The organism is Microbacterium sp. Z6_144, from assembly GCF_057197625.1.
In genome coordinates, this window is sequence record NZ_JBXVPT010000001.1 from 1,455,782 (window position 1) to 1,482,330 (window position 26,549).

Annotated in this window: 26 protein-coding genes and 1 tRNA gene; 22 read left to right on the forward strand and 5 right to left on the reverse strand. The window is 70.2% G+C overall.

The genetic code is table 11. From position 1 onward, the window contains the following. The first annotated feature begins 1 nt into the window (after nucleotide 1). From AC2DGY_RS07115 to AC2DGY_RS07160, 10 genes are all read left to right on the forward strand, one after another. Nucleotides 2-940 carry an isoaspartyl peptidase/L-asparaginase gene (locus AC2DGY_RS07115; protein ID WP_484508997.1) on the forward strand — a complete coding sequence of 313 codons (939 nt, stop codon included), beginning with the start codon at nucleotides 2-4 and terminating at the stop codon, nucleotides 938-940. Beyond that, nucleotides 937-1,908, forward strand: a complete 972-nt coding sequence (locus AC2DGY_RS07120; protein WP_484508998.1) for an ABC transporter permease — start codon at nucleotides 937-939, stop codon at nucleotides 1,906-1,908. The genes AC2DGY_RS07115 and AC2DGY_RS07120 overlap by 4 nt, the downstream gene beginning before the upstream one ends. A gap of 91 nt (nucleotides 1,909-1,999) precedes the next feature. After that, nucleotides 2,000-3,169 carry a substrate-binding domain-containing protein gene (locus AC2DGY_RS07125; RefSeq protein ID WP_484508999.1) on the forward strand — a complete coding sequence of 390 codons (1,170 nt, stop codon included), beginning with the start codon at nucleotides 2,000-2,002 and terminating at the stop codon, nucleotides 3,167-3,169. A 58-nt stretch (nucleotides 3,170-3,227) separates the two neighbouring features. After that, on the forward strand, nucleotides 3,228-4,754 hold the full coding sequence (locus AC2DGY_RS07130) for a sugar ABC transporter ATP-binding protein (protein ID WP_484509000.1): 1,527 nt from the start codon (nucleotides 3,228-3,230) through the stop codon (nucleotides 4,752-4,754). After that, on the forward strand, nucleotides 4,751-5,755 hold the full coding sequence (locus AC2DGY_RS07135; RefSeq protein ID WP_484509001.1) for an ABC transporter permease: 1,005 nt from the start codon (nucleotides 4,751-4,753) through the stop codon (nucleotides 5,753-5,755). Before AC2DGY_RS07130 ends, AC2DGY_RS07135 begins: the two co-directional genes overlap by 4 nt. 35 nt (nucleotides 5,756-5,790) lie before the next feature. Beyond that, on the forward strand, nucleotides 5,791-6,276 hold the full coding sequence (locus AC2DGY_RS07140; protein WP_484509002.1) for a TIGR03618 family F420-dependent PPOX class oxidoreductase: 486 nt from the start codon (nucleotides 5,791-5,793) through the stop codon (nucleotides 6,274-6,276). After that, complete coding sequence (locus tag AC2DGY_RS07145) at nucleotides 6,273-7,025, forward strand: SDR family NAD(P)-dependent oxidoreductase (RefSeq protein ID WP_484509003.1); 753 nt, start codon at nucleotides 6,273-6,275, stop codon at nucleotides 7,023-7,025. Before AC2DGY_RS07140 ends, AC2DGY_RS07145 begins: the two co-directional genes overlap by 4 nt. A gap of 82 nt (nucleotides 7,026-7,107) precedes the next feature. After that, entirely contained in the window at nucleotides 7,108-7,851 is a 744-nt protein-coding gene (locus AC2DGY_RS07150; protein ID WP_484509004.1) for an amidohydrolase family protein, read from the forward strand. Next, complete coding sequence (locus tag AC2DGY_RS07155) at nucleotides 7,848-8,621, forward strand: amidohydrolase family protein (RefSeq protein ID WP_484509005.1); 774 nt, start codon at nucleotides 7,848-7,850, stop codon at nucleotides 8,619-8,621. Before AC2DGY_RS07150 ends, AC2DGY_RS07155 begins: the two co-directional genes overlap by 4 nt. A 71-nt stretch (nucleotides 8,622-8,692) precedes the next feature. Beyond that, nucleotides 8,693-9,511, forward strand: coding sequence for a hypothetical protein (locus AC2DGY_RS07160; protein WP_484509006.1), 819 nt, complete (start codon nucleotides 8,693-8,695; stop codon nucleotides 9,509-9,511). Between the two features lie 22 nt (nucleotides 9,512-9,533). On the opposite strand, the gene AC2DGY_RS07165 is transcribed toward AC2DGY_RS07160, so the two are convergent. Next, complete coding sequence (locus AC2DGY_RS07165) at nucleotides 9,534-10,172, reverse strand: MBL fold metallo-hydrolase (RefSeq protein WP_484509007.1); 639 nt, start codon at nucleotides 10,170-10,172, stop codon at nucleotides 9,534-9,536. 108 nt (nucleotides 10,173-10,280) lie between these two features. Between AC2DGY_RS07165 and AC2DGY_RS07170 the strand changes: the two genes are divergently transcribed. The 3 genes from AC2DGY_RS07170 to AC2DGY_RS07180 all read left to right on the forward strand — a co-directional run bounded on the left by AC2DGY_RS07170 (nucleotide 10,281) and on the right by AC2DGY_RS07180 (nucleotide 12,635). Further along, a tRNA-Glu gene (locus tag AC2DGY_RS07170) sits at nucleotides 10,281-10,356 on the forward strand. A gap of 92 nt (nucleotides 10,357-10,448) precedes the next feature. Next, a complete protein-coding gene (locus AC2DGY_RS07175) occupies nucleotides 10,449-12,149 on the forward strand; it encodes a long-chain-fatty-acid--CoA ligase (RefSeq protein ID WP_484509008.1) in 1,701 nt (566 codons plus the stop codon). Between the two features lie 72 nt (nucleotides 12,150-12,221). Beyond that, a complete protein-coding gene (locus AC2DGY_RS07180; protein ID WP_484509009.1) occupies nucleotides 12,222-12,635 on the forward strand; it encodes a glucose-6-phosphate dehydrogenase in 414 nt (137 codons plus the stop codon). Between the two features lie 13 nt (nucleotides 12,636-12,648). Here AC2DGY_RS07180 and AC2DGY_RS07185 read toward each other — a convergent pair whose 3' ends face one another. Both AC2DGY_RS07185 and AC2DGY_RS07190 read right to left on the reverse strand, forming a co-directional pair. Further along, nucleotides 12,649-13,728, reverse strand: a complete 1,080-nt coding sequence (locus tag AC2DGY_RS07185) for a DUF4349 domain-containing protein (RefSeq protein ID WP_484509010.1) — start codon at nucleotides 13,726-13,728, stop codon at nucleotides 12,649-12,651. Next, nucleotides 13,725-14,282 (reverse strand): RNA polymerase sigma factor, encoded by a 558-nt coding sequence (locus tag AC2DGY_RS07190; protein ID WP_484509011.1) that lies wholly within the window; start codon nucleotides 14,280-14,282, stop codon nucleotides 13,725-13,727. The genes AC2DGY_RS07185 and AC2DGY_RS07190 overlap by 4 nt, the downstream gene beginning before the upstream one ends. Nucleotides 14,283-14,539: 257 nt before the next feature. On the opposite strand from AC2DGY_RS07190, the gene AC2DGY_RS07195 reads away from it, so the two are divergent. The 7 genes from AC2DGY_RS07195 (at nucleotide 14,540) to AC2DGY_RS07225 (ending at nucleotide 22,182) form a co-directional block, all read left to right on the forward strand. Further along, nucleotides 14,540-15,619 carry a TerC family protein gene (locus AC2DGY_RS07195; RefSeq protein WP_484509012.1) on the forward strand — a complete coding sequence of 360 codons (1,080 nt, stop codon included), beginning with the start codon at nucleotides 14,540-14,542 and terminating at the stop codon, nucleotides 15,617-15,619. Between the two features lie 176 nt (nucleotides 15,620-15,795). Next, nucleotides 15,796-17,274, forward strand: a complete 1,479-nt coding sequence (leuC, locus tag AC2DGY_RS07200; RefSeq protein ID WP_484509013.1) for a 3-isopropylmalate dehydratase large subunit — start codon at nucleotides 15,796-15,798, stop codon at nucleotides 17,272-17,274. Between the two features lies 1 nt (nucleotide 17,275). Then, nucleotides 17,276-17,872 carry a 3-isopropylmalate dehydratase small subunit gene (leuD, locus tag AC2DGY_RS07205; RefSeq protein WP_484509014.1) on the forward strand — a complete coding sequence of 199 codons (597 nt, stop codon included), beginning with the start codon at nucleotides 17,276-17,278 and terminating at the stop codon, nucleotides 17,870-17,872. 64 nt (nucleotides 17,873-17,936) lie between these two features. Next, complete coding sequence (murA, locus tag AC2DGY_RS07210; protein ID WP_484509015.1) at nucleotides 17,937-19,307, forward strand: UDP-N-acetylglucosamine 1-carboxyvinyltransferase; 1,371 nt, start codon at nucleotides 17,937-17,939, stop codon at nucleotides 19,305-19,307. Beyond that, complete coding sequence (locus tag AC2DGY_RS07215) at nucleotides 19,304-20,071, forward strand: lysophospholipid acyltransferase family protein (RefSeq protein WP_484509985.1); 768 nt, start codon at nucleotides 19,304-19,306, stop codon at nucleotides 20,069-20,071. Before murA ends, AC2DGY_RS07215 begins: the two co-directional genes overlap by 4 nt. A 13-nt stretch (nucleotides 20,072-20,084) precedes the next feature. Continuing rightward, a complete protein-coding gene (locus AC2DGY_RS07220) occupies nucleotides 20,085-21,197 on the forward strand; it encodes an NAD(P)H-dependent glycerol-3-phosphate dehydrogenase (protein WP_484509016.1) in 1,113 nt (370 codons plus the stop codon). After that, nucleotides 21,097-22,182: a D-alanine--D-alanine ligase family protein gene (locus AC2DGY_RS07225; protein WP_484509017.1), complete on the forward strand. Its 1,086-nt coding sequence runs from the start codon at nucleotides 21,097-21,099 to the stop codon at nucleotides 22,180-22,182. Before AC2DGY_RS07220 ends, AC2DGY_RS07225 begins: the two co-directional genes overlap by 101 nt. Before the next feature lie 70 nt (nucleotides 22,183-22,252). On the opposite strand, the gene AC2DGY_RS07230 is transcribed toward AC2DGY_RS07225, so the two are convergent. Continuing rightward, a complete protein-coding gene (locus tag AC2DGY_RS07230; protein ID WP_484509018.1) occupies nucleotides 22,253-22,729 on the reverse strand; it encodes a DUF3515 family protein in 477 nt (158 codons plus the stop codon). 35 nt (nucleotides 22,730-22,764) lie between these two features. Here AC2DGY_RS07230 and thiL point away from each other — a divergent pair, with 35 nt between their 5' ends. Beyond that, a complete protein-coding gene (thiL, locus tag AC2DGY_RS07235) occupies nucleotides 22,765-23,748 on the forward strand; it encodes a thiamine-phosphate kinase (protein ID WP_484509019.1) in 984 nt (327 codons plus the stop codon). Here thiL and AC2DGY_RS07240 read toward each other — a convergent pair. After that, entirely contained in the window at nucleotides 23,718-24,302 is a 585-nt protein-coding gene (locus AC2DGY_RS07240) for an RsmD family RNA methyltransferase (RefSeq protein WP_484509020.1), read from the reverse strand. The two genes, thiL and AC2DGY_RS07240, sit on opposite strands and share 31 nt — an antisense overlap. A gap of 60 nt (nucleotides 24,303-24,362) precedes the next feature. On the opposite strand from AC2DGY_RS07240, the gene AC2DGY_RS07245 reads away from it, so the two are divergent. Beyond that, entirely contained in the window at nucleotides 24,363-26,528 is a 2,166-nt protein-coding gene (locus tag AC2DGY_RS07245) for an ATP-dependent DNA helicase RecG (RefSeq protein WP_484509021.1), read from the forward strand. Nucleotides 26,529-26,549: the final 21 nt, after the last annotated feature.

Below are 26,549 nucleotides of genomic sequence, written 5' to 3' on the forward strand. Positions count from 1 at the left end.
CATGGATCGTTCGCGCATCATCGTCACGGAGCAGCTCACCGCGCTCGCGCTGCCGATCGTGGTCACCCACGGCGGGGTCGACATGGAGCCCTCCGACCCGACCTACCGTGCTCTGGAGAGCGCCGGCGCCGCGGCCCAGGATCAGCGATTCGACGGCGGCATCGAAGCAGCCCTCGCCGCCGTCGCCGTCCTCGAAGACGACGAAGCCTTCAACTGCGGTTACGGGTCCGTGCTGACGCGGGCCGGCACCGTGGAGACCGATGGCGCCGTGTCGTGCGGTGCGACGGGAGCGGCCGTCGGCGTCGGCGCCGTGCCGGGGCTCCGTCATCCCGCCCGCCTCGCCTACCGCCTGATGCGGGAGGAGAACGCGGTCCTGCTGGTGGGTGGCCAGGCGGCCGAGTACGCCGCCGCGCTGGGGATGCCGGCGGACGATCTCGTGACGGAAGAGCAGCGCCTCGCGCTCGAGGCCTACACAGCCGATCCGACCCGCAGCGTCTTCACCGGCCGCGTCCCCAGCGAGACCGTCGGCTGCATCACGGTCGACGACGCAGGCCGGATCGCCAGCGCCTCCAGCACGGGTGGGTTGCTCGGGAAGCTCCCGGGACGGGTCGGCGACGCCTGCGTTGCCGGCGCGGGTTTCTGGACCGATGACCGGTTCGGCGTCCTGTGCTCGGGTTCGGGCGAGGCGGCGCTGGGCCGTGGCCTCGCACGGTCGGTGGCGGCCCGAGCGCGTGAGGTGGGACTCGCCGCCGCCGTGCAGCAGCAACTGGAGGCGATGATGACTTCTGGAACAACGACCTGCGCCATCGTCGCCGTCGACGCGGTCGGCGGGCAGGTCGTCACCGCCCACAACGGCGCAAGCTTCCCGGTCGTGGTGCGCAGCGCCGGGGTCTCCGCCCGGCTCGGCAGAGCCGGCCGTCCGTCCGGAGGCGATCGATGAGCGCCACACGGACAGCCCCCTCAGCGGCTGAGCGACTGGCCCCCGTGCGGCGCGGTGTCGAGGCAGCGCTCTCCGGCAAGGGGATCTTCATCGCGCTGGCGCTGATCTTGATCGTCGCGGCGATTCTTGCGCCCAACTTCTTCGCACCGGTGAACATCGGCAGCACGCTCCGGCGGGCCGCCATCCTCGGTCTCCTCACAGTGGGCCAGATGCTCGTGCTCATGGTGCGCGGCGTCGACCTGTCGGTCGCGGCGATGGTGGGGATCACCGGTGTCGCCCTGACCAACACGCCCGACATCGGCACCGGGATCGCGTTCGCGCTGGGCATCGCGATCGTGGTCGGCAGCGCCAACTCCTGGCTCGTCGTGCGGCGGGGGGTTCCTGCGTTCGTGGCGACATTCGGCATGGTCATGGTTCTCGAGGGCGCGAAGCTGCTGTGGACGCGAGGGGCGCTGAGCGGAGAATCCCCTCAGGGGCTGATCGATTTCGCCCGCGGTTCGCTCGGCCCGGTGCCGATGATCTTCCTCATCTGGATCATCGTGTCCGTCCTCGCGGCCTTCTGGACGAGCAGGACGGCATCCGGCCGCGACCTCGTCTTCTCCGGGGCGAGCCCCCGGATGGCGGCCCTCTCCGGAGTCGCTGTCGGCAGGCTGCAGTGGCTGGCCTTCACGCTGGCGGCCGTTCTGGCGGTCGTCGCCGGCGCCCTGCAGACCGGGTTCAGCGGGTACATCGACCGCAACATCGGCGTGGGGATGGAGCTGGACTCCATCACCGCCGCTCTCCTCGGCGGAGCGAGGTTCAAGGGGGGCGAAGGGTCGTTCGTCGCAGCGCTGGGTGGCGTGCTGGTGCTCAGCGCGCTGTTCACCCTCATCGTCGTGCTCGGCCTCCCGCCCGCACTCCAGAACGTCCTCAAGGGCGTAGTGCTGATCCTCGCCCTCACGCTCCACCTCCCCGAGCGCCGCCGATGAAACGGCGCTCTGCCAGCCGGCGACCTCGTTGCCCCTTCCCCCTGCACCACTCGGAGAGTCGCCCGGCTCTCTTGATCACGAGGAGATACTCATGACAGACATGCGATGGACGGCCGCTCGAAAGTGGCTGGCGATAACCGCGATCGGGGCGACGGCTCTGGGACTGGGGGGCTGCAACGCCCAGCAGGCACCGGCCGAACCCGCCGGCGCCGTGGAGTTCGAGATGGACGAGAACGGTCGTCCCGTGCTCGAGGACGCCTACTCGGCGCAGGTGACTGCGGCGGCGGGGGTCACGGTGGACACGAGCGCCTTCGTCGCGGATGCTCCCTATGACATCGCCGCGGTGGTTCAGGGTCCGACCAACGGTTGGGGCACCACCTTCGACGCCGTGATGAGAGACGCGTTCGAGAAGTCCGGCAAGGTCGGCAACCTGATGTACGTCCCGTGGGACTTCGTCACCGAGAACCAGGTGAAGGGCGTCGAGGACGCGATCGCCGCGGACGTCGACGCCATTCTGCTCACCTCGCTCTCCCGGGCGGGACTTGTCTCCGCCGTCGAGAGGGCGACCGAAGCAGGCATCCCCGTCGTCACGTGCCTCGCGGGTGTGCAGAGCGAGGCGTACACCGCCGAGGTCAGCCGCGACATCCCCATGATGGGATTCAGCACCGCCGACGAGATGGCCAAGCGGCTGGACGGCGAAGGCAAGGTCGTGATGCTGCACGGCATCGCCGGGGCCGACGCCGCCGAGTTCTGGAAGTCGGGGGCAGAAGCCGCGTTCTCGCAGTATCCCGGGATCGACATCGTGAGCGAGCAGTACGCCAACTGGTCGGCTGCCGAGGCGATGGACGTGATGCGCACGGTCATCGCCCAGACGCCGGACGTGGACGCGGTGTGGGTCGGTGGCCTCGAGATGGGACCCGCCGTGATCGAGGCCTATCAGGAGGCCGGTGTCGAGCTGCCGCTCATCGGCGGCACCAACCCGACCAACGGCTTCCTCCGGCTCGCCATCGAGGAGGACCTGGAGTTCTTCGTCGCGCCCTTCCCGGCCGCTGCCGCGCAGGAGTGCGTGAACACCGTATTCCAGGTTCTCGCGGGTGAGCCGGTGGCCAAGTACACCGACGTGATCGACGTCATGGAGGGCACGGCGCCGTACGACGAGTCGGAGGCGAAGACCTGGTACGAGCCGGACTTCAACGATGACTTCGTCGGCCCGAAGGTCGCCGACGACAGCGTCTACCTGGACGCCGGATTCGGCAAGTGATTCGTGGCGACCGGCGGGAGACCACCGTCTCCCGCCGGTCGCTCGGGAACGAGAGAACATGACCGGGACTGGACACGCCATCGAGTTGCGAGGCATCTCGAAGGCTTACGGCATTGTCCGCGCGCTGGACGACGTCTCGCTGCGGGTCGCGCCGGGTGAGGTGGCCGCCCTGATGGGTGAGAACGGGGCGGGGAAATCCACGCTCTTGAAAATCCTCACCGGCGTCGTTCGGCCGGACGCGGGCGAGATCCGCGTCTTCGGTCAGGAAGTGGACCCTCGCCGGCACTCGCCGAAGAACGCCCGCGACCTGGGCATCGCCATCGTCCACCAGGAGTTCTCCCTGATTCCCTCGCTGACGGTCGCCGAGAACATCTTCCTGGGGAGCGAGCGGCATCGGATGGGGGTTCTGGGGCGCGCGGAGATGAACGCCCGAAGTGCGGAACTCCTGGAGCGGGTGCACGCGAAGGTCTCGCCTCGTGCCCTGGTCGAGACGCTCGGCGTGGCAGAGGCCCAGCTGGTGGAGATCGCGAAGGCGTTGGCCAGTGACGTCACCGTGCTGGCGCTGGATGAACCGTCCGCCGTGCTCTCCGGCGAGGAGCTGGCCTCGCTCCTCCGTGTCATCCGCAAACTGGCCTCCGAGGGCGTCGCGGTGTTGTACGTGAGTCACCGCATCGAGGAGGTCTTCTCGCTCTGCACGACGTACGCGGTGCTGAAGGACGGCCGAAACAGCGGTGAGGGCGAACTCGCGGAAACGACCGCCGACGATCTGATCTCCATGATGGTCGGGCGCGAGATCACCCAGCTGTTCCCGACGGCGACGGTGTCGCCCGGCGCGCCCATCCTCGAGGCGCGGGGGCTGGAGATCGCGGGGCTGGCCGCGCCGGTGGATCTGACCTTGCGCGCGGGCGAGATCGTCGGCGTCGCCGGGCTGCAGGGGTCGGGTCGGTCCCGTCTCGCACGGGGCCTTTTCGGCGACGTCCCCCTGGTCGGCGGCGACCTGCGGATCGGCGGAAAGCCGGTGTCGCTGCGCGGCGCGCGTGATGCGATGCGCGCGCGGGTGGCGTACCTCCCGGAAGACCGCAAGGGCGCGGGCCTGGCCCTCGGCAAGTCGGTCGCGCACAACGTGTCCATGCTCTCCTGGCGCCGGCTGCGCAACAGGTTCGGTGCGATCAGCAGGAAGCAGGAGGCCGTCCTCGTCGCGGCGGCCATCGAGCGCCTCTCGATCCGAACGGCCACGGACGGCCGTGCCGCGGTGGGCGAGCTCTCGGGCGGGAACCAGCAGAAGGTCGTGATCGCGAAGTGGTTGGAGCTGCTTCCCGACGTGATCCTCTTCGACGAACCCACCCGCGGCGTCGATGTGGGGGCGAAGGAGCAGATCTACAGCATCCTGCGAACGCTCGCGGACAGTGGGAAGGCGATCCTGCTCATCTCGTCGGAGCTCATCGAGGTGCTCGGGCTCTCCGATCGCATCCTGGTGATGGCCGATGGGGAGATCGTCGGTGAACTGTCCGCCGAAGGCACCGGAGAGGAAGACATCATGCGGCTGATCTCGGCCCCCGGACCCGGTACGCAGGTGGCGTCATGAGGCGCTCGACACTGTCCGAACGGCTCGGCCGCGCCGCGGGCAACGGCGCCGTCGTGTGGGTGGTGGTGCTCGCGCTGGGCGTCGTCGCTCTCGTCTTCGCCGACCGCTTCGGCACGCCGAACAACCTCAACAGCGTGGCGCGGCAGGGCGCGGGGCTGAGCCTGGTGGCGCTGGCCCAGTTCCTCGCCGTCCTGATCGGGCGCGTGGACCTCTCCATCGCGGCCAACGCCAAACTCGCGTCCATCCTGGCGGCGATGGTCATGGGCGGCTCGGATGGGAACGTCGCTGCCGGAGTGGCCGTGGCGCTCCTCGCCGGGCTCGGTGTCGGCGCGCTGAACGCCCTGCTCGTGGTGCGGTTCAACGTGGAATCGTTCATCGCGACCCTCGCAACCGGGACGGTGCTGCAGGGTGTGGTGCTGTTCATCGCTCCCACCCCCACCGGCCAGGCCTCACCTGCGCTGACCGGCTTCTACAACGCGACGGTGGGCGGGGTCTACCTCATCGTCCTCCTCGTGATCCTGGTATGGGTCGCCGCGTGGTTCCTGCTGCGGCGAACCGTCTGGGGCGCCCGCGTGTACGCGGTCGGCGGCGACCCCACCGTCGCCGCGCTCAGTGGCGTGCGGGTGCGCACGGTGCAGACGTCCGCGCTGGTCGGCTCTGGTCTGCTCGGCGGGCTCGCCGGCCTGGTCTTCCTCGGGAGCACGGGAGTGGGCGACCCCAACGCGGCGAACGGACTGGAATTCATCACCCTCGCCATCGTCGTCATCGGCGGGGCGAGCCTGGCGGGCGGGCGCGGTCGCTTGATCGGTCTCCTGGGGGGTGTCGTGCTCTTCGCGCTCCTGGGAAACGTCTTCAACCTCATGCGGATCGAGGTCTGGTACCAGCAGCTCTTCCGCGGCCTGATCATCCTCTTCGCCGCGGCACTGTTCGCCAACAAGGTCGCCCATCCCCGTCGCCCCCGACGCCCGACCACAGTGAAAGAACCCGCACCGGCGGCGTGAGCCCACGGCTGCAGACCTCAACAAGGAGAGACATCATGGCAATGACGAGCAACGACGGCCGGGGCATGACCCCCGACGAGCTCAGCGAGTTCCTCACCACGGGCCGGCGGTTCGCCAAGATCGCGACGGTGAACGAAGACGGGTACCCCACCGTGAGCCCGGTCTGGTACACGTGGGACGGAGCATCCTTTCTCATCGTCAGCAAGGAGCGGACCGGGATGGTGAAGAACCTCCGACGGGACCCGCGCTGCGGCATCCTGATCGACAACCCCGAGTTGCCGTACAAGCGCGTCAGCGCGAAGGCGGACGTGGAGTTCCTCGGTGAAGACTTCGATTACATCGAGCCGATGAAGGAAATGATCCTGCGCTATCTCGGGCCCGAGGGCATGGAGTACGGCGAGAGCACCTTCCAGTTCCCGCGGGTGCCGTTCCGCGTGCACCCGGTGAAGATGACGAGCTGGAACGGTGGCGGCTTCGACCGCACCTTCACGAAGGACACCGTCTGGACGGACGCGAAGTGACCTCCGACCGGCTCGCCGGTAAACGCATCCTTCTGACCGGCGGCGGCTCGGGAATCTGCCTCGCCATCGCCCAGCGTTTCGCGGCGGAGGGAGCGACCGTCTCGGTCAGCGACATCAATCCCGAGGCGCGGAGCGTCGTCGAGGAGTCGGGAGCGCGGTTCTCCGTCGTGGACGTGGCCGACCCGGCGGCGGTTCAGGAGTGGGTGGACGCCGAAGCGGACACGCTCGGCGGCCTCGACGTGGTCGTGGCCGGGGCCGGGTACGAGCTCGTGGGAAAGGCGACGGAGATCTCCGTCGAGCAGTGGGATCACCACATGGCGGTCATGCTCCGTGGGCCGTTCGTCACGTTCAAGGCCGCACTGCCCCACGTCATCGACGGTGGGGGCGGCTCGCTGATCGCCCTGGGCTCTCAGCTCGCGTTCGCCGGGTTGACCGGCTTCACGTCGTATGTGCCCGCCAAGCACGGTGTGATCGGTCTCGTCCGGGTGCTGGCGATCGATTATGCCGAGCACGGCATTCGCGTGAACGCCCTCTGCCCCGGTCCGACCGACACGCCGCTCATCCGGCGACAGCTCGTGGGCGTCCCGAACCCCGAGGAGCTGTTGGCCACGTGGGAGGGCGACACCCTTCTGAACCGTCTCGGTCGTCCGGAAGAGATCGCCGCCGGCGCCGTCTTCCTCGCGAGCGACGAGTCCAGCTTCATGACGGGCTCCTCACTCATGATCGACGGCGGGTACACGGTTCGATGACCTACCCCGCAGGCGCCCCCACCGATCCAGAACGTCGCCACGGTCTCGTGCCGGACGGCCAGACCCGAGCGGGAGCAGAGACATGATCATCGACTTCCACACGCACGTCGATGAAGCACCCGCGTTCGGCTGGGTCGATCCGCCAGAGAAGATCGTCGGGCTGCTCGATGAGGCGGGCATCGACCGTGCGGTGATCATGACCTACACCGATCTCCCCGGCTCAAACCCCGATGCGCTCGACTACATCACCGATGCCGCGCGGCGATACCCGGATCGTCTCGTGCCCTTCGTGCGGGTGAACCCGAACTTCCAGGAGGAGATGCCCGGCCTCATCGCGCAGGCCGTTGCCGCGGGAGTCCGGGGGATCAAGACGCATCCCACCACGACCCTGGCGCATCCCGCCGGTGAGGCGACGATCGCGCTGCTCCGCATCGCCGCCGGCGCGGGACTGCCCGTGCTGTTCCACTGCGGAGACGACCCGTACACCACTCCGCAGGCTCTCGGGCTGGCCGCCGCCGCGGTTCCGGAGTGCGTCGTCGTCTTCGGCCACATGGGCGGCTACTTCCACGTGCGCGACGCCATCGCGACGGCGGAGCGGCTTCCGAACGTCGTCCTGGAGACCTCCGCGATGCCGCACCCCGAACTCATCGAGGTCGCCGTCGCCGCGGTGGGCGCAGAGCGGGTGGTGTTCGGCAGCGACGGGCCGGGGTGCAACCCGGCGCTGGAAGTGGCGAAGATCCGCCGTCTCGGGCTCACCCCAGAGGTGGAGAGCGCGATCCTGGGTGGAAACGCCGCCCGGCTACTCGGTCTGGAGAAAGCACGATGATCGACGCCGTGGTGATCATCGGCGACAACCTGTTCGGTCCGTCGCTCGACGTCGCACGGTGCCTCGACGAAGCGGTGGCAGCCGGCGTCGAAGCGGTCATCGCGGCGCCCGCACGCGGCCGCGATTACGCACTGCCACCCGCCAACGACAGGCTCCACCGGTCGGCCGCCGGGGAGGCCCGCATCCATCGGCTCGCCCGGGTGGACCCCAACCAGGGTGCGCAGGCGCTGCAGGAGCTCCGCCGCTGCGCGGAAGAGCTCGGCTGCGTCGGCGTCTATCTCGATCCGGACCACGAGGTGTTCCGCATCCAGGACGCCCAGCCCGTCGTGGCGCTGGCGGCTGAGCTCGGACTGCCTGTCGTGATCGTCGCCGGAGTGACGAACCGATCCGAACCGCTTCAGGTGCTGGACCTCGCGCGCGCGGTACCCGACGCCCAGCTGGTGCTCACCTCCGGCGGCCAGATCAACATCTCCGGGTTGAGCATGGTTGACGCCTGGGCGGCACTTCGAGGGGCCCCGAACATCTCCGTGCTTTCGAACGGGGAGTACCGGCAGGACTTCCTCGAGCAGATCGTCAGCGAGCTCGGACCCGAGCGGCTGCTGTTCGCCTCCTTCGCGCCCGGCTACGACCAGGCATTCGAAGTTGCGCGGATCCGCAACATGAAGATCGCTCCGCACGAGAGGGTGCTCGTCGAGGAGGACAACGCCGTCCGCGTGTTCCGCCTCCCGGCAGCCTCCGCACGCATCAGCAGGCACGCGCGGGATCACTGAGCGGGATGGGGTGCGCGGGCGCGCGTCATCCGGGCAGGTAGCCGCGATCCGCGCGGCGACCATAATGAAGCATGGACGCGACGGCGCTGGGTCCTGAGGAATCTCGGGAACTCGCGGCCCTGCGCCGCCGGGCCTATGGCCCGGACCCCGATATCGTCTCCGATCCGGCGGCGGTGGCACGGCTCGAGGCGCTCGAACGGGCGTCGCACCACCGGATGCTGCAGGACGGGGGGCCGGCTCCTTCGCCGCCGGACCGGCCGCCTGCCCCCGCGGCTCCCGCACCGGATGACCGGTCGGCCGGGGAGCCCGATGTCGTGAGGGCTGGCGCGCCCGGCGGCGCCGACAGCGGTGACGCTTCGGATGAGCTCCCGCCCGATGACCCGGCGGGCCAGGAGCGGCCGCTCACGGGCGCGCTTCTTCTCCGCGCGCGGGCGCTGCTTCGGCGACGCTGGGTCGGCGGGGCCGCGGCGATCGTGCTCGTGACATGCCTGGTGTGGGGTGTCACGCAGCTGTCGGCACCCCGCTCCGACAGCAGCCTCGGCCGCATCCCGGCGGGCGAGGAGGGCGAGCGGATCGCGCAGCAGGGATTCCTGGATGCCGCGGATGTCACCGTCCAGGAGGTGCAACGCTTCGAGGCGTACGAGCAGCTTCAGATCTGGCTGGTGCTGGCGACGACGGGGGAGCGGTGCCTCGTCATCGAGGCGGAGCGGTACGGCACCCTGGGGGTCAACTGCACGCCCGCCGGGCTCGACCCCCTCATCGATCTGCGGATCTGGCGCGGCATGCGCGCGAACGTGTTCGGCGACCTGCCGGCGAACACGTTCCTCCGCTTCGTGCACAACGGCGATCGCGTGCACGTGTGGGTCCGCGCGCCGGCACAGGGGAGCTGAGCCGCTCCCTGCGCCGAGAGCGTCAGATGTCGGCGCTGTCTCCCGGATCCAGGGCGAGGAACTGCCCACTGTGCTGCTCGGTCGCCCACTGCAGGCGGGCACGGCCCATGTCGCGCCCGGCGACGGAGAGGGTCATGTCGTGCGTGCCGAAGGCGCGGCGCGGCGCGACGGCGAGCACGAAGTCCATCGCCTCCCCGATCTTCAGCCACGGCGCTCCCACGGGCGCCGCGAGCAGCTGCACATCGGCTCCCTTCGGCACGGCATACGAGTCGCCCGGGTAGTAGAAGGCACCGTTGACGAGCACTCCGACGTTGTCGACGACGGGGATCGACTCGTGGATGACGGCGTGCCGGCCGCCGAAGAACTCGAGGCGGAACGGGTCGAGCTCGACGGTGTCGCCAGGAGCGACCACGGTGATGTCGTAGCCCGCTGCCGCGTGCGCGACCCCGGCCGGGGCGAAGATCGGCACGCCCCCCGTGGCCTTGAGGATGCGATCCAGCTGCTCGGCCGTCCAGTGATCGGGGTGCTCGTGCGTGACCACGATCCCGATGACGGTCCCCAGGTCGGTGAGGGGGGTGGTGAAAACCCCGGGATCGATGATGAGCTGCTTGCCTGACGCCTCGACGCGCAGCGTCGCGTGCTCGTACTTGGTCACTCGCATACCGGCGAGTCAACCGGTCCGCCGGCCCGACGGCAACCGCCCCCGGCATCGTGTGCGACGATTTGGCCGACCCGGAGAGGGCATGGCATAATCGAACGGTTGTCTGACGGCCCCATCGTATAGTGGCCTAGTACGCCGCCCTCTCACGGCGGTAACGCGGGTTCGAATCCCGCTGGGGTCACCAACACCGAAGAGTGCCTGTCCGTCTGGACGGGCACTCTTTCGTTGCCCACGCAAGAGGCCGGGGCGCAGGCGCACCCGGGGAAGGATGGCGACATGTCGAGCAACCCGTACGACTCTCGTCCCTGGCTCTCCTCCTACGCCGACGGCGTTCCCGCCGACATCCAGCCGCCCTCACAGACTCTGCCGGAGATGATGGCTGCCAGCATCGGCACCTTCCCCGGTCGCCCGGCGCTGGAGTTCTTCGGAGCGACGACCACGTACCGACAGCTCGGCGAGCTGATCGATCGTGCCGCGGAGGGGCTTCGACGCCTCGGCGTGCGGCGCGGCGACCGGGTCGCGCTCGTGTTGCCGAACTGCCCGCAGCACGTCATCGCCTTCTATGCCACGCTGCGGCTCGGCGCCATCGTGATCGAGCACAACCCGCTGTATACCGCTCGCGAATTGCGTCACCAGTTCGAAGATCACGGCTCGCGCTTCGCGATCGTATGGGACAAGGTCTACGACACCGTCGCGGGGTTCCCCTCCGATCTCGCTGTCGAGCGGATCGTCAGCGTCGACATGACCGAGGCGCTGCCCTTCGGCAAGCGCGCCGCCCTGCGTCTGCCGATTCCGAAGGCCCGCGAAGCGCGCGAGCGGATGACCAGCACCCCCAAGACGCGGCATCCCCACACCTGGCGGAGGCTCGTCGCCTCCCGGCGTCTCCCGCGGCGGGTGCCCGGACCTGCGCTCGACGACATCGCGCTGCTGCAGTACACCAGCGGGACGACGGGAACGCCGAAGGGAGCGATGCTCACGCACGCCAACCTCCGCGCGAACGCCATGCAGGGCCGAGCCTGGGTGCCCGGGCTCGTCGACGGGGAGGAGACGTTCTACGGGGTGCTGCCCCTCTTCCACGCCTACGGGATGACCCTGTGCCTCACCTTCGCGATGAGCATCGGCGCGAAGCTCGTGCTGTTCCCCACTTTCGACATCGAGCTCGTGACGGATGCGGCGAAGAAGAGCCCGCCGACGTTCCTTCCCGCCGTTCCCCCCATCTACGACCGGCTCGCACGCGCGGCGTCGCGCGGCACGATCGACCTCTCCAGCGTGCGGTTCGCGATCTCCGGAGCGATGAGCCTTCCGGTGGCGACCGTCCAGCGCTGGGAGGAGGCCACCGGTGGTCTCCTCGTGGAGGGCTACGGCATGACCGAGACTTCGCCGGTCGCCCTCGGTAACCCGATGGGGCCGACGCGCCGCCCCGGCACGGTCGGCGTGCCCTTCCCGAGCACGGAGATCCGGGTCGTGGACCCGGATGACCCGTCGGTGGACCGGCCTCTCGGGGAGACCGGCGAGCTGCTGCTGAGGGGCCCGCAGGTCTTCCAGGGCTACTGGCAGCGCCCGGGTGACACCGCCGCCACGTTGCTCGCCGACGGGTGGCTGCGTACCGGCGACATCGCCTCCGTGTCGCCGGACGGATTCGTCACGATCGTCGACCGGCTCAAGGAGCTGATCATCACCGGCGGATTCAACGTCTCCCCGACGGAGGTGGAGGACGCCCTCCGGACCCACCCCGACGTCGCGGAGGCGGCCGTCGTCGCCCTTCCCCGCTCGAGCGGAGGGGAGGAGGTGGCAGCTGCGGTGGTCTTGCGCGACGGCGCCCAGCTGGACGTCGAGGCGCTCCGCGACTACTCCCGCAAGCACCTCGCGGCCTACAAGGTGCCGCGGCGCATCGTCGCCGTCGACGACCTGCCGCGCTCGCTCATCGGCAAGGTGATGCGCCGAGAGGTACGCGAGCGTCTGCTCGCCGGCGACTGACCAGCGCGCGGCTATCGGCCGCAAGAGCCCCGCCGGTCGCGTACCGTGGAGGGGGAACGAGGAGGAGACGCCATGCGGATCGTGCAGTCATCCGATTGGCGGGATCAGATCCCGTTCGACGTGCCCACCCCCGCGGCCGATGCCGCGCCGGGCGAGGACACGCGGTGCTTCGCATGCGGCGCGGGGTCGGAGCCCCTGCCCCGCACCGAGTTGTGGGCGGTGAAGCATCGCCACCCGAACAACCACGCCGGTTACGTGCGCTTCTACTGCTCCGCACACACCCCTGCCGCGCCCGCCGCGCCTCCGGCGGCGGCGACGGCGCCGAGCCGCCCCGCCCGCCGCCCCGCCGGCCCCCGTGCCGCCCGCCCGGAGGCTGCCCCGCGCCGCCCCGCGCCGTCGGATACCGTGCGGGCGATGTGCCCGGAGTGCTACGTCGAGGTGTCGGCGACCGGCGAGTGCGGGATGTGCGGCCGCCAGGTCGCCTGATCCCGAGCCGGATTCACGCGTCCTCGACCCCCGCGCCGCGGGCGCGCGTGCGGCGGACGAGCCGGGCCACGCTCCACACGACGGCCCCGGCCGCGGCGAGCACAGCGAGCCAGGGCAGGAGGAAGCCGATGGCGATGACGAGCCCGTTGAGAGCTGCGACCAGCCCGTTCCATCCCGCCGCCACGCCGTCGGTGAACCCGGCGGGATCGGCCTGGACCGGGATCGACCGCGGCGCCACGTGGACGGTGAGGGTGGACATCTCGATTCGGCCGTCCAGTGATGCGAGCTGCTGGCGGTCGGATTCGAGGGCCGCCTGACGCTCCGAGAGCGCGCTCTCGGCCGCGAGGAGATCGGCCACATCCGCGGCCTGGGCCATGAGCTCGGTGAGCCGGGTGACGGATGCCTCGGCAGCCGCGACCCGAGCGCGCAGGTCGATGGCCTGGTCGGTGACGTCCTGGCGCGACACGGTCGACGAGGTCACATCCCCCACGTCCGACAGGCGTGCGATCGCCGCGTCCAGCTGATCGGCCGGAAGGCGGACGGTCACCGAGCCCCCGTCGCCGGGGATCGGCGCGGGGTACACCAGCACCTCGGAACCGTCCCCGACCTCGCCGACGGCGCGCCCGTCCGCGCCCACACTGAGGGACTCGACGTAACCGCCGCGCTCCTGGGCGTCCAGGGCGATCGCATCGGCCGCCGCCGCGACATCGTCGACGACGACGCTCGCCGAGCCGGTGGAGATCACGTCGCGCGGGCCCTCCGCGGCTGTGGTCTCGTCCGCGGCGCCGAGCTGCCCCTCCACCGCCGACTCGGGGATGAGTGCGATGCCGCCGTCTCGGGAACCGCTCATCGGTGCAACGGCCGAGTTCTCGCCGGCGGCGCCCGGGAGGGAGGACAGGACTGCGGGCGCGATCACCGCCGCGGCGACCACCACCGCCGCGGCGGCGCTGCCGATCGACCAACCGATTCGCCGGTGCCGGCGGTGCCGGCGTCGGTCGGCTTCGATGTCGGCGAACACGCGGCGCTCGATGACGCCGACGCGCTCGTCGCTGAGACGGGGGAGGACCGTCGGATCGAACTGGGTGGGGTTCATGCGTTCTCCGTCTCGGTCACGGCTGTCCGCACGCGCGTGCGGATGCGGGAGAGACGATTGCGTACGACACCGTGGCTCACGCCCAGGAGCTCCGCCGCTTCCTGATAGGCGTAGCCCTCTGCGGCGCACAGCCGGAAGATCTCCCGATCGAGGTCGCTCAGCCCTTCGACCTCGCGGAGTATCGCGTCGACGGTCAGGGCGTCCACGACCTCCTTCTCGATGTCGACCGGGGCCGGGATGCGGTCATCCAGATCGGCGGTTCGGCTGCGATCGCGGCGTCGCGCACGCAGGCGATTTGCCGCCTGCAGGCGGCAAATGGTCGCGAGCCACGGCAGGAGGGAGGCCCCCTGCAGCTGGAAGCCGGGCAGCTTCTGCCACGCCAGGACGAACGTCTCCTGCGCGACGTCCTCCGCATCGGGGCCGTCGTTCAGGAGGCGGTGAGCGATCCAGTAGACCGGTCGCACGTACGCCCGATACAGCGCGCGGAAGGCGAACTCCGATCCGCTGGCGGCGTGCGCCACCAGCGCCGCGTCGTCGACCTGCTCGTGGGCCATGTCGTTCCGTCCTCGCCCGCGCACCGTCGCGGCCGGATCATTGTCTCTCACCCAGGAGGTGTCCACCGGGACCGGATCGTCTCGGCGTCTCTTCGGCGGCTGCTGCGCCGCGGTAGACTGGACGGCGCGAGAGGGAGTATCCCGACAGCACGCATTCGTCATCACGGGCTCCTTCTGCGGCGTCCCGGTGCGTGCCGCGACCCCGGTCGCGGGGAGAGACTTTCGGCTCCTATACCCTCATCCTTCGAAAGGCCCCCATGGACCTGGAACTGCCGCTGTGGTTCGAGATCGGCTCCCTCGTCGTGCTGACGCTGATTCTGGTCGCCGACCTGCTGCTGATCCTGAAGCGGCCCCACATCCCCTCGACGCGGGAGTCGACCCTGTGGGTCGTCTTCTACGTCACGCTCGCACTCATCTTCGCGGCGCTCATGTGGGTCTTCGCCGGCGGTGAGTACGCCGGGCAGTTCATCGCCGGGTGGCTCACCGAATACAGCCTGTCGATCGACAACCTGTTCGTCTTCGTGCTGATCATGTCGCAGTTCTCCGTGCCGCGTCGCTACCAGCAGGAAGTGCTGATGGTGGGCATCATCATCGCGCTCGTCCTGCGCGGTGCGTTCATCCTGGTCGGGGCGGCCGTCATCGAGAACTTCAGCCCGATCTTCTACGCCTTCGGCGCGTTCCTCGTCTACACCGCGATCCGGCAGGCCTTCCCCGGCGGTGAACATGAGGATGAGGCCAAGCGGGAGAACTTCATCGTGCGTCTGCTGCGCCGCACCATCGATATCAGCGACGAGTACGACGGGTCGAAGATCCGCACGGTGGTGGGCGGAAAGAAGATGTGGACGCCCATGGTCATCGTCTTCGTGGCGATCGGGGTCACGGACCTGCTCTTCGCGATCGATTCGATTCCCGCGATCTTCGGTATCACCCAGAGCGCCTTCATCGTCTTCACGGCGAACATCTTCGCCCTGATGGGTCTGCGCCAGCTCTACTTCCTCCTCGGCGACCTCCTGGATCGTCTTCGCTACCTGCACTACGGCATCGCGTTCATCCTCGCCTTCATCGGCGTGAAGCTCATCCTCCACGCGATGCACGTCAACGAGCTGCCCTTCGTCAACGGCGGGGAGCACATCGAGTGGGCACCGGAGATCTCCACCGGCGCGTCGCTCGTCGTGATCGTCGCCGCGATGGCCGTCGCCACCATCGCGAGCCTTCTCGCCTCGGCGCGCGACCGTCGGGCGGCCACGGCCGTCGCGGCTGCCTCCCGGGTCGCCGCGGAGAAGGGCACCCCGCCGTCCGTCGAGGAGCCCTCGCCGGGGGAGAAGCGCGGGCACTGACCCGCCCGGAGCGAGGACCCCGGTTGTCGGACGATCGGGCCGGGCGCGGTGGTATCGTGGGGCCGTGCGGATCGCTCGCCTTCTCCTTAGCGGCCGCGGCGGGACCTCGTAACAGGCCTCTCTCGTCGCGGAGTTCGTCGCTGGCTTGATCTCACCCGAGGAGAACGGCAGAACCCATGGGCACTCCCCACCCCGTCATCACGTCCATCCCCGATCGTCCCCGCACCCTCGCGGAGAAGGTCTGGGACGACCATCTCGTCGTCAAGGGCGAGAACGGTGAACCCGACCTGATCTACATCGACCTGCACCTCGTGCACGAGGTGACCAGCCCCCAGGCCTTCGACGGTCTGCGCGCCGAGGGACGCCCGGTGCGGCGGCTGGACCTCACCATCGCGACGGAGGACCACAACACTCCGACCCTCGACATCGGGAAGCCGATCGCCGACCTCACCAGCCGCACGCAGATCCAGACGCTGCGCAACAACGCGGCGGAGTTCGGCATGCGGCTGCACTCCCTCGGCGACAAGGAGCAGGGGATCGTCCACGTGGTCGGGCCGCAGCTGGGCCTGACCATGCCGGGCATCACCGTCGTGTGCGGCGACAGTCACACCTCCACTCACGGCGCGTTCGGCGCGATGGCCTTCGGGATCGGGACGAGCGAGGTCGAGCACGTGCTGGCCACGCAGACCCTGCCCCTCAAGCCCTTCAAGACGATGGCGATCACCGTCGAGGGCGAACTGAAGCCCGGGGTCACCGCGAAGGACATCATCCTCGCCGTGATCGCCAAGATCGGCACCAACGGCGGCCAGGGCTACGTTCTGGAGTACCGCGGCTCCGCCATCCGCGCCCTCTCGATGGAGGGACGGATGACGATCTGCAACATGTCGATCGAAGCGGGCGCGCGCGCCGGCATGGTCGCACCGGATGAGACGACCTTCGCCTACCTCAAGGGCCGCCCGCACGCGCCAGAAGGTCAGGACTGGGAGGAGGCGGTCGCCTACTGGCGGACGCTCCCCAGCGACGACGGGGCCGTCTACGACGCCGAGGTCTTCCTCGACGCCGACGAGCTCGAGCCGTTCGTGACGTGGGGCACCAACCCCGGCCAGGGCGTCTCGCTCAGCGATGTGGTGCCCGACCCCGAGGCTCTCGCCGACGAAGGCGACAAGGCGGCCGCGCGCCGCGCGCTGGAGTACATGGACCTCACTCCCGGCACGCCTCTCAAGGACGTGCGCGTGGATGCGGTCTTCATGGGTTCGTGCACGAACAGCCGCATCGAAGACCTCCGCGCCTTCGCCTCCATCATCCGCGGGCGCACCAAGGCGGAGGGCGTCCGCGTGATGGTCGTCCCCGGTTCGGCGCGGGTGCGCCTCGAGGCGGAGGCTGAGGGCCTGGACAAGATCATCGAAGAATTCGGCGCCGAGTGGCGTTTCGCCGGGTGCTCGATGTGCCTGGGCATGAACCCCGACCAGCTCGCGCCGGGGGAGAGGTGCGCCTCGACGTCGAACCGCAACTTCGAGGGGCGTCAGGGCAAGGGCGGCCGCACGCACCTGGTCTCGCCGCTCGTGGCGGCCGCCACGGCGATCCGCGGGACGCTGTCGAGTCCGAGCGACCTGTCTCCCCTGCACGAGGCCGCGTCCATCCGAGCGGAGGCCTGACATGGACAAGTTCGTCACGCACACCGGTGTCGTCGCCCCTCTCAAGCGCTCGGGCGTCGACACCGACCAGATCATTCCGGCCGTCTACCTCAAGCGCGTCACCAAGACCGGTTTCGAAGACGCACTGTTCGCCAGCTGGCGGCAGGATCCCGACTTCGTCCTGAACCAGCCGGCGTTCTCGTCCGCATCGATCCTCGTCCCCGGCCCGAACTTCGGCACGGGATCCAGCCGGGAGCATGCGGTGTGGGCGCTTCGCGACTACGGCTTCCGCGTCGTGCTCAGCCCCCGGTTCGCCGACATCTTCCGCGGCAACTCCGGCAAGCAAGGCCTGGTCGCGGGCGTCATCTCCGACGACGACCTCGCGCGGATCTGGGCGGCCGTGGACGCGCAGCCGGGCGTTTCCATGACGGTCGACCTCGAGGCGCGCGAGGCGCGCCTGGGCGACCTCCGAGTCCCCTTCGACATCGACGATTACACTAGGTGGCGGCTTCTCGAGGGGCTCGACGACATCGGGCTCACGCTGCGTAACGAAGACAAGATCGCGCAGTTCGAGGCTCGCCGCGAGGCATGGCGACCGCGGACGCTGCCCGTTCGCTAAGCCCCGCCGGCCGCACCCGGGCCGGCGTGAAACCCCCTCGTCAACACCAAGTGAGGTCCACCGCATGAGAACACTCGTCCCCGACACCGGCGCCGCATACTCCGGCCCGGCAGGCGAATCCGGCGAAGTCCTCTCCATCCGTGGTGGACGACCGCTCACCGGTCGGGTCGAGGTCAAGGGCGCCAAGAACCTCGTCACGAAGGCGATGGTGGCCGCCCTCCTGGGAGAGACCCCGAGCATCCTCCGCGACGTGCCCGACATCAGCGACGTCCAGATCGTCCGCTCGCTGCTCGAGGTGCACGGCGTGCGCGTGGAGGACGGTGCGCAGGACGGCGAGATCCGGCTGGACCCGAGCGGCGCCGCCACCGCGCACTTCGAGGAGATCGACGCCTACGCCGGTTCCAGCCGCATCCCGATCCTCTTCTGCGGTCCCCTGCTGCATCTTCTCGGCGAGGCGCTCATCCCCGACCTGGGCGGCTGCCGCATCGGCGACCGGCCGATCAACTTCCACATGGACGCGCTGCGCGCCTTCGGCGCCGTCGTGGACAAGAGCTACGAGGGCATCCGCATCACCGCGCCCAACGGGCTGCACGGAGCGAAGATCGACCTGCCCTACCCGAGCGTCGGTGCCACCGAGCAGGTTCTGCTCACGGCCGTCCGGGCCAAGGGGATCACCGAGCTTCGCGGCGCCGCCATCGAGCCGGAGATCATGGACCTGATCGCGGTGCTGCAGAAGATGGGCGCGATCATCTCGTACGAGCCCAACCGCGTCATCCTGATCGAGGGCGTCGAGTCGCTGCGCGGGTACGACCACCGCGCGATCTTCGACCGCAACGAGGCGGCATCGTGGGCGTGCGCGGCTCTGGCCACCGACGGCGACATCTTCGTCGGCGGCGCCAAGCAGCAGGAGATGCTCACGTTCCTCAACGTCTTCCGCAAGGCCGGCGGATGGTTCGACGTGCGCGAGGACGGCATCCAGTTCCGCCGTGGGGGCGCGCTCAAGCCCGTCGTGGTGGAGACCGACGTCCACCCCGGCTTCATGACCGACTGGCAGCAGCCGCTCATCGTGGCGCTGACCCAGGCCCAGGGCACGTCGGTCGTGCACGAGACGGTGTACGAGAACCGCCTGGGCTTCACCGAGGCCCTCGTGCAGATGGGCGCCGACATCGTCGTGCACCCGCAGGGCATCGACAGCCCCGACCGTCGCGTGCCGCGGCGCTCGCTCGAACAGGCCGCGGTCATCAACGGCCCGACTCCGCTCCACGGCGCGGATGTCGTGGTTCCGGACCTCCGCGGCGGGTACAGCTACGTCATCGCGGCGCTGGCGGCCGAGGGCGAATCGGTGGTGCGCAACATCGGCATCATCCGCCGCGGCTACGAGAAGTTCCTCGCGAAGCTGGACGCGCTGGGCGCCGACTTCGACGTCATCGGATAGTCGTGGCACTCACCCGTCGCGCGTCGAGCGAGAAGACCCGGCCGAGCGCCTACTGGCTGCTGGGCGGCTTGATCGTTCCGGCTATCGGCGTCCTGGCCAAGATCGAGATCTCGGGGGAGGAGAACCTCCCGCAGGAGGGGGCATACGTCATCGCCCCCAACCACTACTCGGAGCTGGACCCCCTGATCGTCGCCGTCGCGGTGTGGCGGATGGGTCGCGCGCCGAGCTTCATGGCGAAGGAGAGTCTGTTCCGCGTCCCGGTGCTGGGTGCAGCGATGCGTGCGGCCAAGATGGTGCCCGTGGCGCGCACGTCCTCGGGGGCGTCGGCTCGCGAGACGATCCGCAACGCCGAGACTCTCGTGAAGACCGGGCGGGGTGTCGTCGTCTACCCCGAAGGCACGCTCACGCGCGATCCCGACATGTGGCCGATGCGGGGGAAGACCGGCGCTGTGCGTCTGGCGCTCGCGGGGGACCTTCCGGTGATCCCCATCGCGCACTGGGGCGTGCAGGAGATCATGCCCCGATACGGCAGGCTCCGTCTCTGGCCGCCCCGTCGCCGGGTGCGTCTGGTGGTGGGCGAACCGGTCGATCTCTCGGAGTTCCGCGCCCGCGGGGCCCAGCCGGCGGTGCTCGCCCAGGCCACCGCGGTGGTCATGGACCGGATCACCGAACTGCTCGAGACGCTCCGCGGCATCCCGGCTCCGGCCGATCGCTGGGACCCCGCCGTGCACGGGCAGACCGAGACGGGGCGCCTTGAGCCGTAGGCAGGATGCGGCGATGCCGCGCGTCGCGGTTCTGGGCGCCGGAAGCTGGGGCACGACCTTCGGGAAGGTGCTCGCCGACGGTGGCGCCCACGTGACCATGTGGTCGCGCCGTCCCGAGCAGGCGGAGGAGATCCGCCAGGCGCACCGGAACACCCAATACCTCCCTGGCATCAATCTGCCGCGGTCCCTCACCGCCACGTCGCACCTCGCCGAGGCCCTCGATGGCGTCGATCAGGTGTACCTGTCGGTGCCGAGTCAGGCCCTGCGTGAGAACCTGGAAGCGGTCCGGCCGCTGGTGTCGAACTCCGACGCTCCGATCGTCTCCCTGATGAAGGGCGTGGAGAAGCGGACCGGGCAGCGGATGAGCCAGGTGATCGAGGAGGAGCTGCAGTGCGATCCCGACCGGATCGCCGTGGCCTCCGGACCCAACCTGGCCCTGGAGATCGCGCGCGAGCAGCCCACAGCGGCGGTCATCTCCTCGACGAGCCAGGCCACCGCCGAGGCCGTCGCCCTGCGGGCGCGCAATCGGTATTTCCGCACCTTCGTGAACACCGACGTCATCGGCACCGAGTTCGGCGGCGTCCTGAAGAACCTCATCGCGGTGGCGATCGGCATCGTCGACGGTGTCGGGTACGGCGAGAACACGAAGGCGTCGATCATCACGCGAGGGCTGGTCGAGATGACCGATTTCGCCGTGGCGCAGGGCGCGCACCCCGAGACGCTGCAGGGTCTGGCCGGGCTGGGCGATCTCATCGCCACCTGCCAGTCGCCGCTCAGCCGCAACAACACCGCCGGGCGTCTGCTCGGCCAGGGCGTGAGCCTGCCGGATGTGGTCAAGCAGATGCAGCAGACGGCCGAGGGGCTCGCCTCCGTCGCGCCGATCCTGCAGCTGGCCCGTGCCGTGGGCGTGGAAATGCCGATCGTGGAGCAGGTCAAGATGGTGCTGGATGGCACCATGGACCCTCGCGACATCGCGCCCCACCTCACCACCGACGACGACAAGCCCACGGGCGAGAGGACGCAGAATGGACAAGCCGGCGGTCGTGGTGCTCTTTGGCGGTCGCTCCAGCGAGCACTCGATCAGCTCCGCGACGGCGGGCGGCGTCCTCCGGGCGATCGACCGTGACCGCTACCGGGTGATCCCGGTCGGGATCACCCGCGAGGGTGCGTTCGTCCTCGAAGACGACGACCCCGACAAGTTCGCGCTCGACGCGGCGCGGCTTCCCGAGGTCGTCGACAACGGCACCCGCATCCGCTGGCCGGAGTCGGCCGCGACGCGCGAGCTCACGCTGGTGGATGCTTCGGGGGAGCGGTCGCTCGGCGACGTGGACGTGGTCCTTCCCATCCTGCACGGGCGGTTCGGCGAGGACGGCACGGTCCAGGGGATGCTCGAGCTGCTGGGCGTGCCCTACGCCGGCGCGGGTGTGCTCATGTCGGCCCTCGGGATGGACAAGAACGTGGCGAAGACCGTGTTGGGTTCGGCCGGCGTGCCGGTCGTGCCGTGGGTGGCGGTCACACGCGCCGACCTCGCGCGCAACCGCGACCTCTGGGAGCGGCGGATCGCGTCGCTCGGCCTCCCCGTCTTCGTGAAACCGAACCGGGCCGGGTCGAGCGTGGGCGTCTCGAAGGTCACGTCGTGGGACGAGTTGCAGCCGGCGCTGGAGACCGCGTTCGCCGAGGATGGGCTGGTGCTCGTCGAACAGGCCGTGATCGGACGGGAACTGGAGTGCGGCGTCCTCCCCGCCCGTGATGGCGCGCCTCCCCGCGTGAGCGTGGCGGGGGAGATCGTCGTCACCGGGCGCGACTTCTACGACTTCGAGGCGAAATACCTCGACGCGCCGGGCATCGAGCTCGTGTGCCCGGCCGATCTCCACGACGGCGAACTCGCCGAGATGCAGCGCATCGCCGCGCGATCCTTCGAGGCCCTGGGGGGTGAGGGTCTCGCGCGGGTGGACTTCTTCTACACCGGCGCCGAGTTCTTCGTGAACGAGGTGAACACGATGCCGGGGTTCACGCCGATCTCCATGTTCCCGCGGTGCTGGATCGCGTCGGGGATGACGTATCCCGAGCTGGTGACCGAGCTGATCGAGGACGGCCTCTCCCGCGCCTGACCCCTCCGTCGACTCGCCAGCTTCCGTCGCGTTTTCGCTCAGAACGCGACGGATCCTGGCGACTGGACGGTCAGGTGCGGGGTGTGCAGGCCGCGCCCGTCGTGGCGAGCTCCCGGTCGAGGATGGGGGACAGGGCGCGCAGGGTGTCGGCGCTACCCACGACGTTGAAGTCCAGGTAGACCTCCACGGCGGGTGTGCGGCCGAAGGTCGTGAACCGGTAGCGGTTCTCCTCCCCCTCGGATTCGTCGATGATCCAGTCCACGCCCTCCACCGTCTCGCACCGGAGCGTCGAGGGCCCCGGCTCCTCGACCCCGCACGTGAGGATGATCGCCGCGGGAGAGCCCCACGCCCCCGTCGCCTGCGCGTCGGTCCAGCGCCGGTCCTGTCCCGCGACGGTCTCGGGAAGCCGCACGGACACCGCGGCGCACGCCGGGTCGTCGGCGTGCTCGGCGGCCTGGAGCGATACCGTCGCCGCGCAGGACGACATCCCCAGGGCGAGGAGGGCGGGGACGACCGCGGCGGCGAGAAGGCGGCGCAGGCGGGTCACACCTCCAGGCTAACCCGCCCGGTAGCGTGGGCGGTGTGGACCGGACAGTGGGCGCGACCAGCGAGGGCGAGCTCCTCCGCCGCATCCTGTCGCGCCTCCCGGCCTCGACGGCGCTGGTTGGGCCCGGCGACGATGCGGCGGTGATCGCGGCACCGGATGGGCGCGTGGTGGCCACCACCGACACGCTCGTGCACGGCCCGGACTTCCGGCTGGCGTGGTCTGACCCCTACCGCCTGGGGTGGAAGGCCGCCGCGGTCAACCTCGCCGACGTCGCCGCGATGGGTGCCCGGCCGACCGCGCTCCTGGTGGCACTGGCACTGCCGGATGCCACCCCGCTCGACTTCGTCGACGCCCTCGCGGACGGGCTGGCGGCCGCGTGCGCGCACCTCGCGCCGGGATGCGCGATCGAGGGTGGCGACCTCACCGTCTCGGACACGCTCACCATCGCGGTGACGGCTCTGGGCTCCCTGGACGGACGGGAGCCCGTCCGTCGCTCGGGGGCGCGCCCGGGCGACGAGGTGCGCATCATCGGCGACCTCGGAGTCGCCGCGCGCGGCCTCGCGGTGCTGTTCGACCGGTTCGTGGACGGCGACGGCGCGCCGGTCTGCGTCACCCCCGCACGCCTCGACGCCCTCGATGCCGGCGACGCCGAGGCGGTGGCGCGGCAGCTGGCCCCGATACCGCCGATCGCCGAGGGCGTCGCGGCCGCATCGAGCGGGGTCACGGCGATGATGGACGTGTCCGACGGCCTGGCGCTGGATGCTGTGCGCCTGGCGGACGCGTCCGGGGTCACGCTCGACCTGGACAGCGCTGCGCTCGGCGGCGACCCCCGAGCAGCCCTCGACGGCGGCGAAGACCACGCCCTGCTCCTGACCATCCCGCCCGGTTCCGAGAGCGTCGGGCGGCGGATCGGCGTCGTGCGCCCCCGCGGCTCCGCGCCGCTCACGCTCGATGGTGCACCCTACGCCGCGGGCGGAGGGTGGGACCCCTACCGCGACTGGGACGCCGGACGCGGCTGAGCCCACCACATCACGGTGTCGCCATAGGAGCGGGAGCGCAGCGGTTCCAGACCCGCCGCGGACCACGACGGCTCGGGCGAGCGGCGGCCGCGCTCCACGATCACCACGGCGTCGGCGCCCAGGTGCGGGACGAGTGCCTCGAGTGCGTCGGTCAGCTCCGTCTCCGGCAGGTCGTACGGCGGATCGACGAAGACCAGGTCGTACGGCCCGCGGCTGGTCGCGCGCAGGAACGTCGACACCGCGGTGCGGTGCACGCGGACCACGGTGCGCACTGCGGCGGTCCGGGTGACCGAGTCGGCGTTGCGGCGGATGACGGATGCTGCGCCGGAGGAGTTCTCGACGAGGTCGACGCTGATCGCGCCACGGCTGGCCGCCTCCAGCCCCAGGGCACCCGAACCCGCGTACAGGTCGGCGACGCGTGCGCCCTCGAGCAGATCCGCCGCATCCAGCGCACTGAACAGCGACTCGCGCACCCGGTCGCTGGTGGGTCGCGTGCCGGCGGGCGGTACCGCGATTCCCATGCCGCCTGCGGCGCCGGCGATGATGCGTGTCATCGTCTCACCCTACAAAGCCCCGGCGCCGGTCGTGTCGCCGCGGGTGCCTAGACTCGGAGCATGCCCGGCCTCTCGCTCGCCTCGCGTCTGGACGGCGCCGTAGGCGGCAAGACCGCCGCCGCCTTCGAGCGGGCGTTCGGCATGACGACGGTGGGGGATCTGCTCACGCACTATCCCCGGCGCTACGCCACCCGGGGCGAACTGACTCCCATCGACTCCCTGCCGATCGGCGAACCGGTCACGATCGTGGCCGAGGTGGTCAGCGCCGGTGAGCGGCGCATGCAGAACCGCAAGGGTTCGATCCTCGAGGTCGTCATCAGCGACGGCGATGGCCGCCTGACGCTCACGTTCTTCAACCAGGCATGGCGCCTGAAGGACCTGCATCCCGGCCGTCGTGGCATCTTCTCCGGCAAGGTCGGCGAATACCGCGGCGCCACCCAGCTGTCGCATCCCGACTACGAACTCTTCGAAGACGTCGAGACGGCGCGGATGTCGGCCGAGGCGTACGCCCACGTGCCGATTCCCATCTATCCGGCGACCAGCACGGTTCCCAGCACCCTCGTGCAGAAGACCATCGCGCTCGTCCTGGATTCTCTCCAGCACGTCGACGACCCGCTCCCCGACGACCTGCGCACCCGGTACGGGCTGCTCGATGCGCGCACCGCGCTCGAGCACATCCACCGGCCGGATTCCGAGGACCAGGTGGGGCCGGCCGTGGCCACCCTGCGCATGCACGAGGCGTTCGTGCTGCAGGCGGCCCTGCTCCAGCAGCGCCAGTTCGTCCGGGCCCTCTCGGCCACCCAGCGCGCGGCGATCCCGGGTGGGCTTCTCGAGCGGTTCGACGCGGCGTTGCCGTTCGATCGAACGCCCGACCAGGTCACGGTGGGCGACCAGATCGCCGCAGACCTCGCGGGCGACTGGCCCATGAACCGGCTCGTGCAGGGCGAGGTCGGATCGGGAAAGACCCTCGTGGCGCTGCGCGCCATGCTGCAGGTCGCCGAATCCGGCGGGCAGTCCGCGCTCATCGCTCCGACCGAGGTTCTGGCCGGCCAGCACGTGCGCTCGATCGCGCGGATGCTGGGACCGCAGCTGGCGCCCGAGCTGATGCCGACGCTGCTGACCGGACAGCTCTCCGCCGCGGAGCGGAGGAAGGCCGCGCTCCGCGTGGCCTCGGGTCAGGCGCGCATCGTCGTGGGCACGCACGCGCTGCTGAGTTCGACCACGACGTTCGCCGACCTCGGCCTGGTCGTCGTGGACGAGCAGCACCGCTTCGGCGTCGAGCAGCGCGAAGCCCTGCGCGCGAAGGGGACGGCCCCGCACACCCTCGTGCTCACCGCGACCCCCATCCCGCGCACCGTGGCGATGACCGTCTTCGGAGACCTGGACGTCTCGACCATCCGCACGATGCCGGCCGGGCGCGCGGGGATCCAGACCTTCGTGGCACCCGTCGCGGAGAAACCGGGGTGGTTCGCCCGGGTGTGGGACCGCGTGGCCGAGGAGGTCGGTCAGGGGCGGCAGGCGTTCGTCGTCTGCGCCGCCATCGACGCCGATCAGGGGGTCGAAGACGACACGGCGGAGGAGATCGTGGCCGATGCGGGGGAGGCCCCCCGCACGCGATGGGGGGTCGTTCAGGTCGCCGACGTCCTGTCGCGGCATCCCGCCTTCACCGGCATCCGGATGGCGACTCTCCACGGCAGGATGCCCGCGGATGAGAAGGACGCCGTCATGCAGGCCTACGCGCGCGGCGACATCGACGTGCTCGTGGCAACGACCGTCGTGGAGGTGGGTGTGGACGTGCCCAACGCGTCCACCATGGTCATCCTCGAGGCCGACCGGTTCGGCGTCTCGCAGCTGCACCAGCTGCGAGGCCGCGTCGGTCGGGGCGGGGTGCCCGGGCTGTGCCTTCTGGTGACGGAGTCCTCGCCCGGCACGCCGGCGCGGGCGCGGGTGGAAGCGGTTGCGCGCACTGTGGACGGGTTCGAGCTCGCCGAAGTCGACCTGGAGCTCCGTGGCGAGGGAGATGTCCTGGGCGCCGCCCAGTCCGGCGCGCGGTCTTCGCTGCGCCTCCTCCGGGTCGTCGCCGACGCGGATCTGATCACGCAGGCCCGCGCCGCGGCCGATACGGTGATCGCCGAGGACCCGACCCTGGCACGCCACCCGGGGCTCGCTGCGGCCATCGATCGCCGGGTCGGCGCGGAGGAGCGCGCGGCACTGGCGAAGGGGTGAGCGGTCTCCCCGGTAGGCTGG

Bases quoted from the DNA above. Each gene is read 5' to 3' on its own strand.
- AC2DGY_RS07115 (WP_484508997.1), top strand. From the start codon at position 2: ATGGATCGTTCGCGCATCATCGTCACGGAGCAGCTCACCGCGCTCGCG.
- AC2DGY_RS07120 (WP_484508998.1), top strand. From the start codon at position 937: ATGAGCGCCACACGGACAGCCCCCTCAGCGGCTGAGCGACTGGCCCCC.
- AC2DGY_RS07125 (WP_484508999.1), top strand. From the start codon at position 2,000: ATGACAGACATGCGATGGACGGCCGCTCGAAAGTGGCTGGCGATAACC.
- AC2DGY_RS07130 (WP_484509000.1), top strand. From the start codon at position 3,228: ATGACCGGGACTGGACACGCCATCGAGTTGCGAGGCATCTCGAAGGCT.
- AC2DGY_RS07135 (WP_484509001.1), top strand. From the start codon at position 4,751: ATGAGGCGCTCGACACTGTCCGAACGGCTCGGCCGCGCCGCGGGCAAC.
- AC2DGY_RS07140 (WP_484509002.1), top strand. From the start codon at position 5,791: ATGGCAATGACGAGCAACGACGGCCGGGGCATGACCCCCGACGAGCTC.
- AC2DGY_RS07150 (WP_484509004.1), top strand. From the start codon at position 7,108: ATGATCATCGACTTCCACACGCACGTCGATGAAGCACCCGCGTTCGGC.
- AC2DGY_RS07155 (WP_484509005.1), top strand. From the start codon at position 7,848: ATGATCGACGCCGTGGTGATCATCGGCGACAACCTGTTCGGTCCGTCG.
- AC2DGY_RS07160 (WP_484509006.1), top strand. From the start codon at position 8,693: ATGGACGCGACGGCGCTGGGTCCTGAGGAATCTCGGGAACTCGCGGCC.
- AC2DGY_RS07165 (WP_484509007.1), bottom strand. From the start codon at position 10,172: ATGCGAGTGACCAAGTACGAGCACGCGACGCTGCGCGTCGAGGCGTCA.
- AC2DGY_RS07175 (WP_484509008.1), top strand. From the start codon at position 10,449: ATGTCGAGCAACCCGTACGACTCTCGTCCCTGGCTCTCCTCCTACGCC.
- AC2DGY_RS07180 (WP_484509009.1), top strand. From the start codon at position 12,222: ATGCGGATCGTGCAGTCATCCGATTGGCGGGATCAGATCCCGTTCGAC.
- AC2DGY_RS07185 (WP_484509010.1), bottom strand. From the start codon at position 13,728: ATGAACCCCACCCAGTTCGATCCGACGGTCCTCCCCCGTCTCAGCGAC.
- AC2DGY_RS07190 (WP_484509011.1), bottom strand. From the start codon at position 14,282: ATGGCCCACGAGCAGGTCGACGACGCGGCGCTGGTGGCGCACGCCGCC.
- AC2DGY_RS07195 (WP_484509012.1), top strand. From the start codon at position 14,540: ATGGACCTGGAACTGCCGCTGTGGTTCGAGATCGGCTCCCTCGTCGTG.
- leuC (WP_484509013.1), top strand. From the start codon at position 15,796: ATGGGCACTCCCCACCCCGTCATCACGTCCATCCCCGATCGTCCCCGC.
- leuD (WP_484509014.1), top strand. From the start codon at position 17,276: ATGGACAAGTTCGTCACGCACACCGGTGTCGTCGCCCCTCTCAAGCGC.
- murA (WP_484509015.1), top strand. From the start codon at position 17,937: ATGAGAACACTCGTCCCCGACACCGGCGCCGCATACTCCGGCCCGGCA.
- AC2DGY_RS07220 (WP_484509016.1), top strand. From the start codon at position 20,085: ATGCCGCGCGTCGCGGTTCTGGGCGCCGGAAGCTGGGGCACGACCTTC.
- AC2DGY_RS07225 (WP_484509017.1), top strand. From the start codon at position 21,097: ATGGACAAGCCGGCGGTCGTGGTGCTCTTTGGCGGTCGCTCCAGCGAG.
- AC2DGY_RS07240 (WP_484509020.1), bottom strand. From the start codon at position 24,302: ATGACACGCATCATCGCCGGCGCCGCAGGCGGCATGGGAATCGCGGTA.
- AC2DGY_RS07245 (WP_484509021.1), top strand. From the start codon at position 24,363: ATGCCCGGCCTCTCGCTCGCCTCGCGTCTGGACGGCGCCGTAGGCGGC.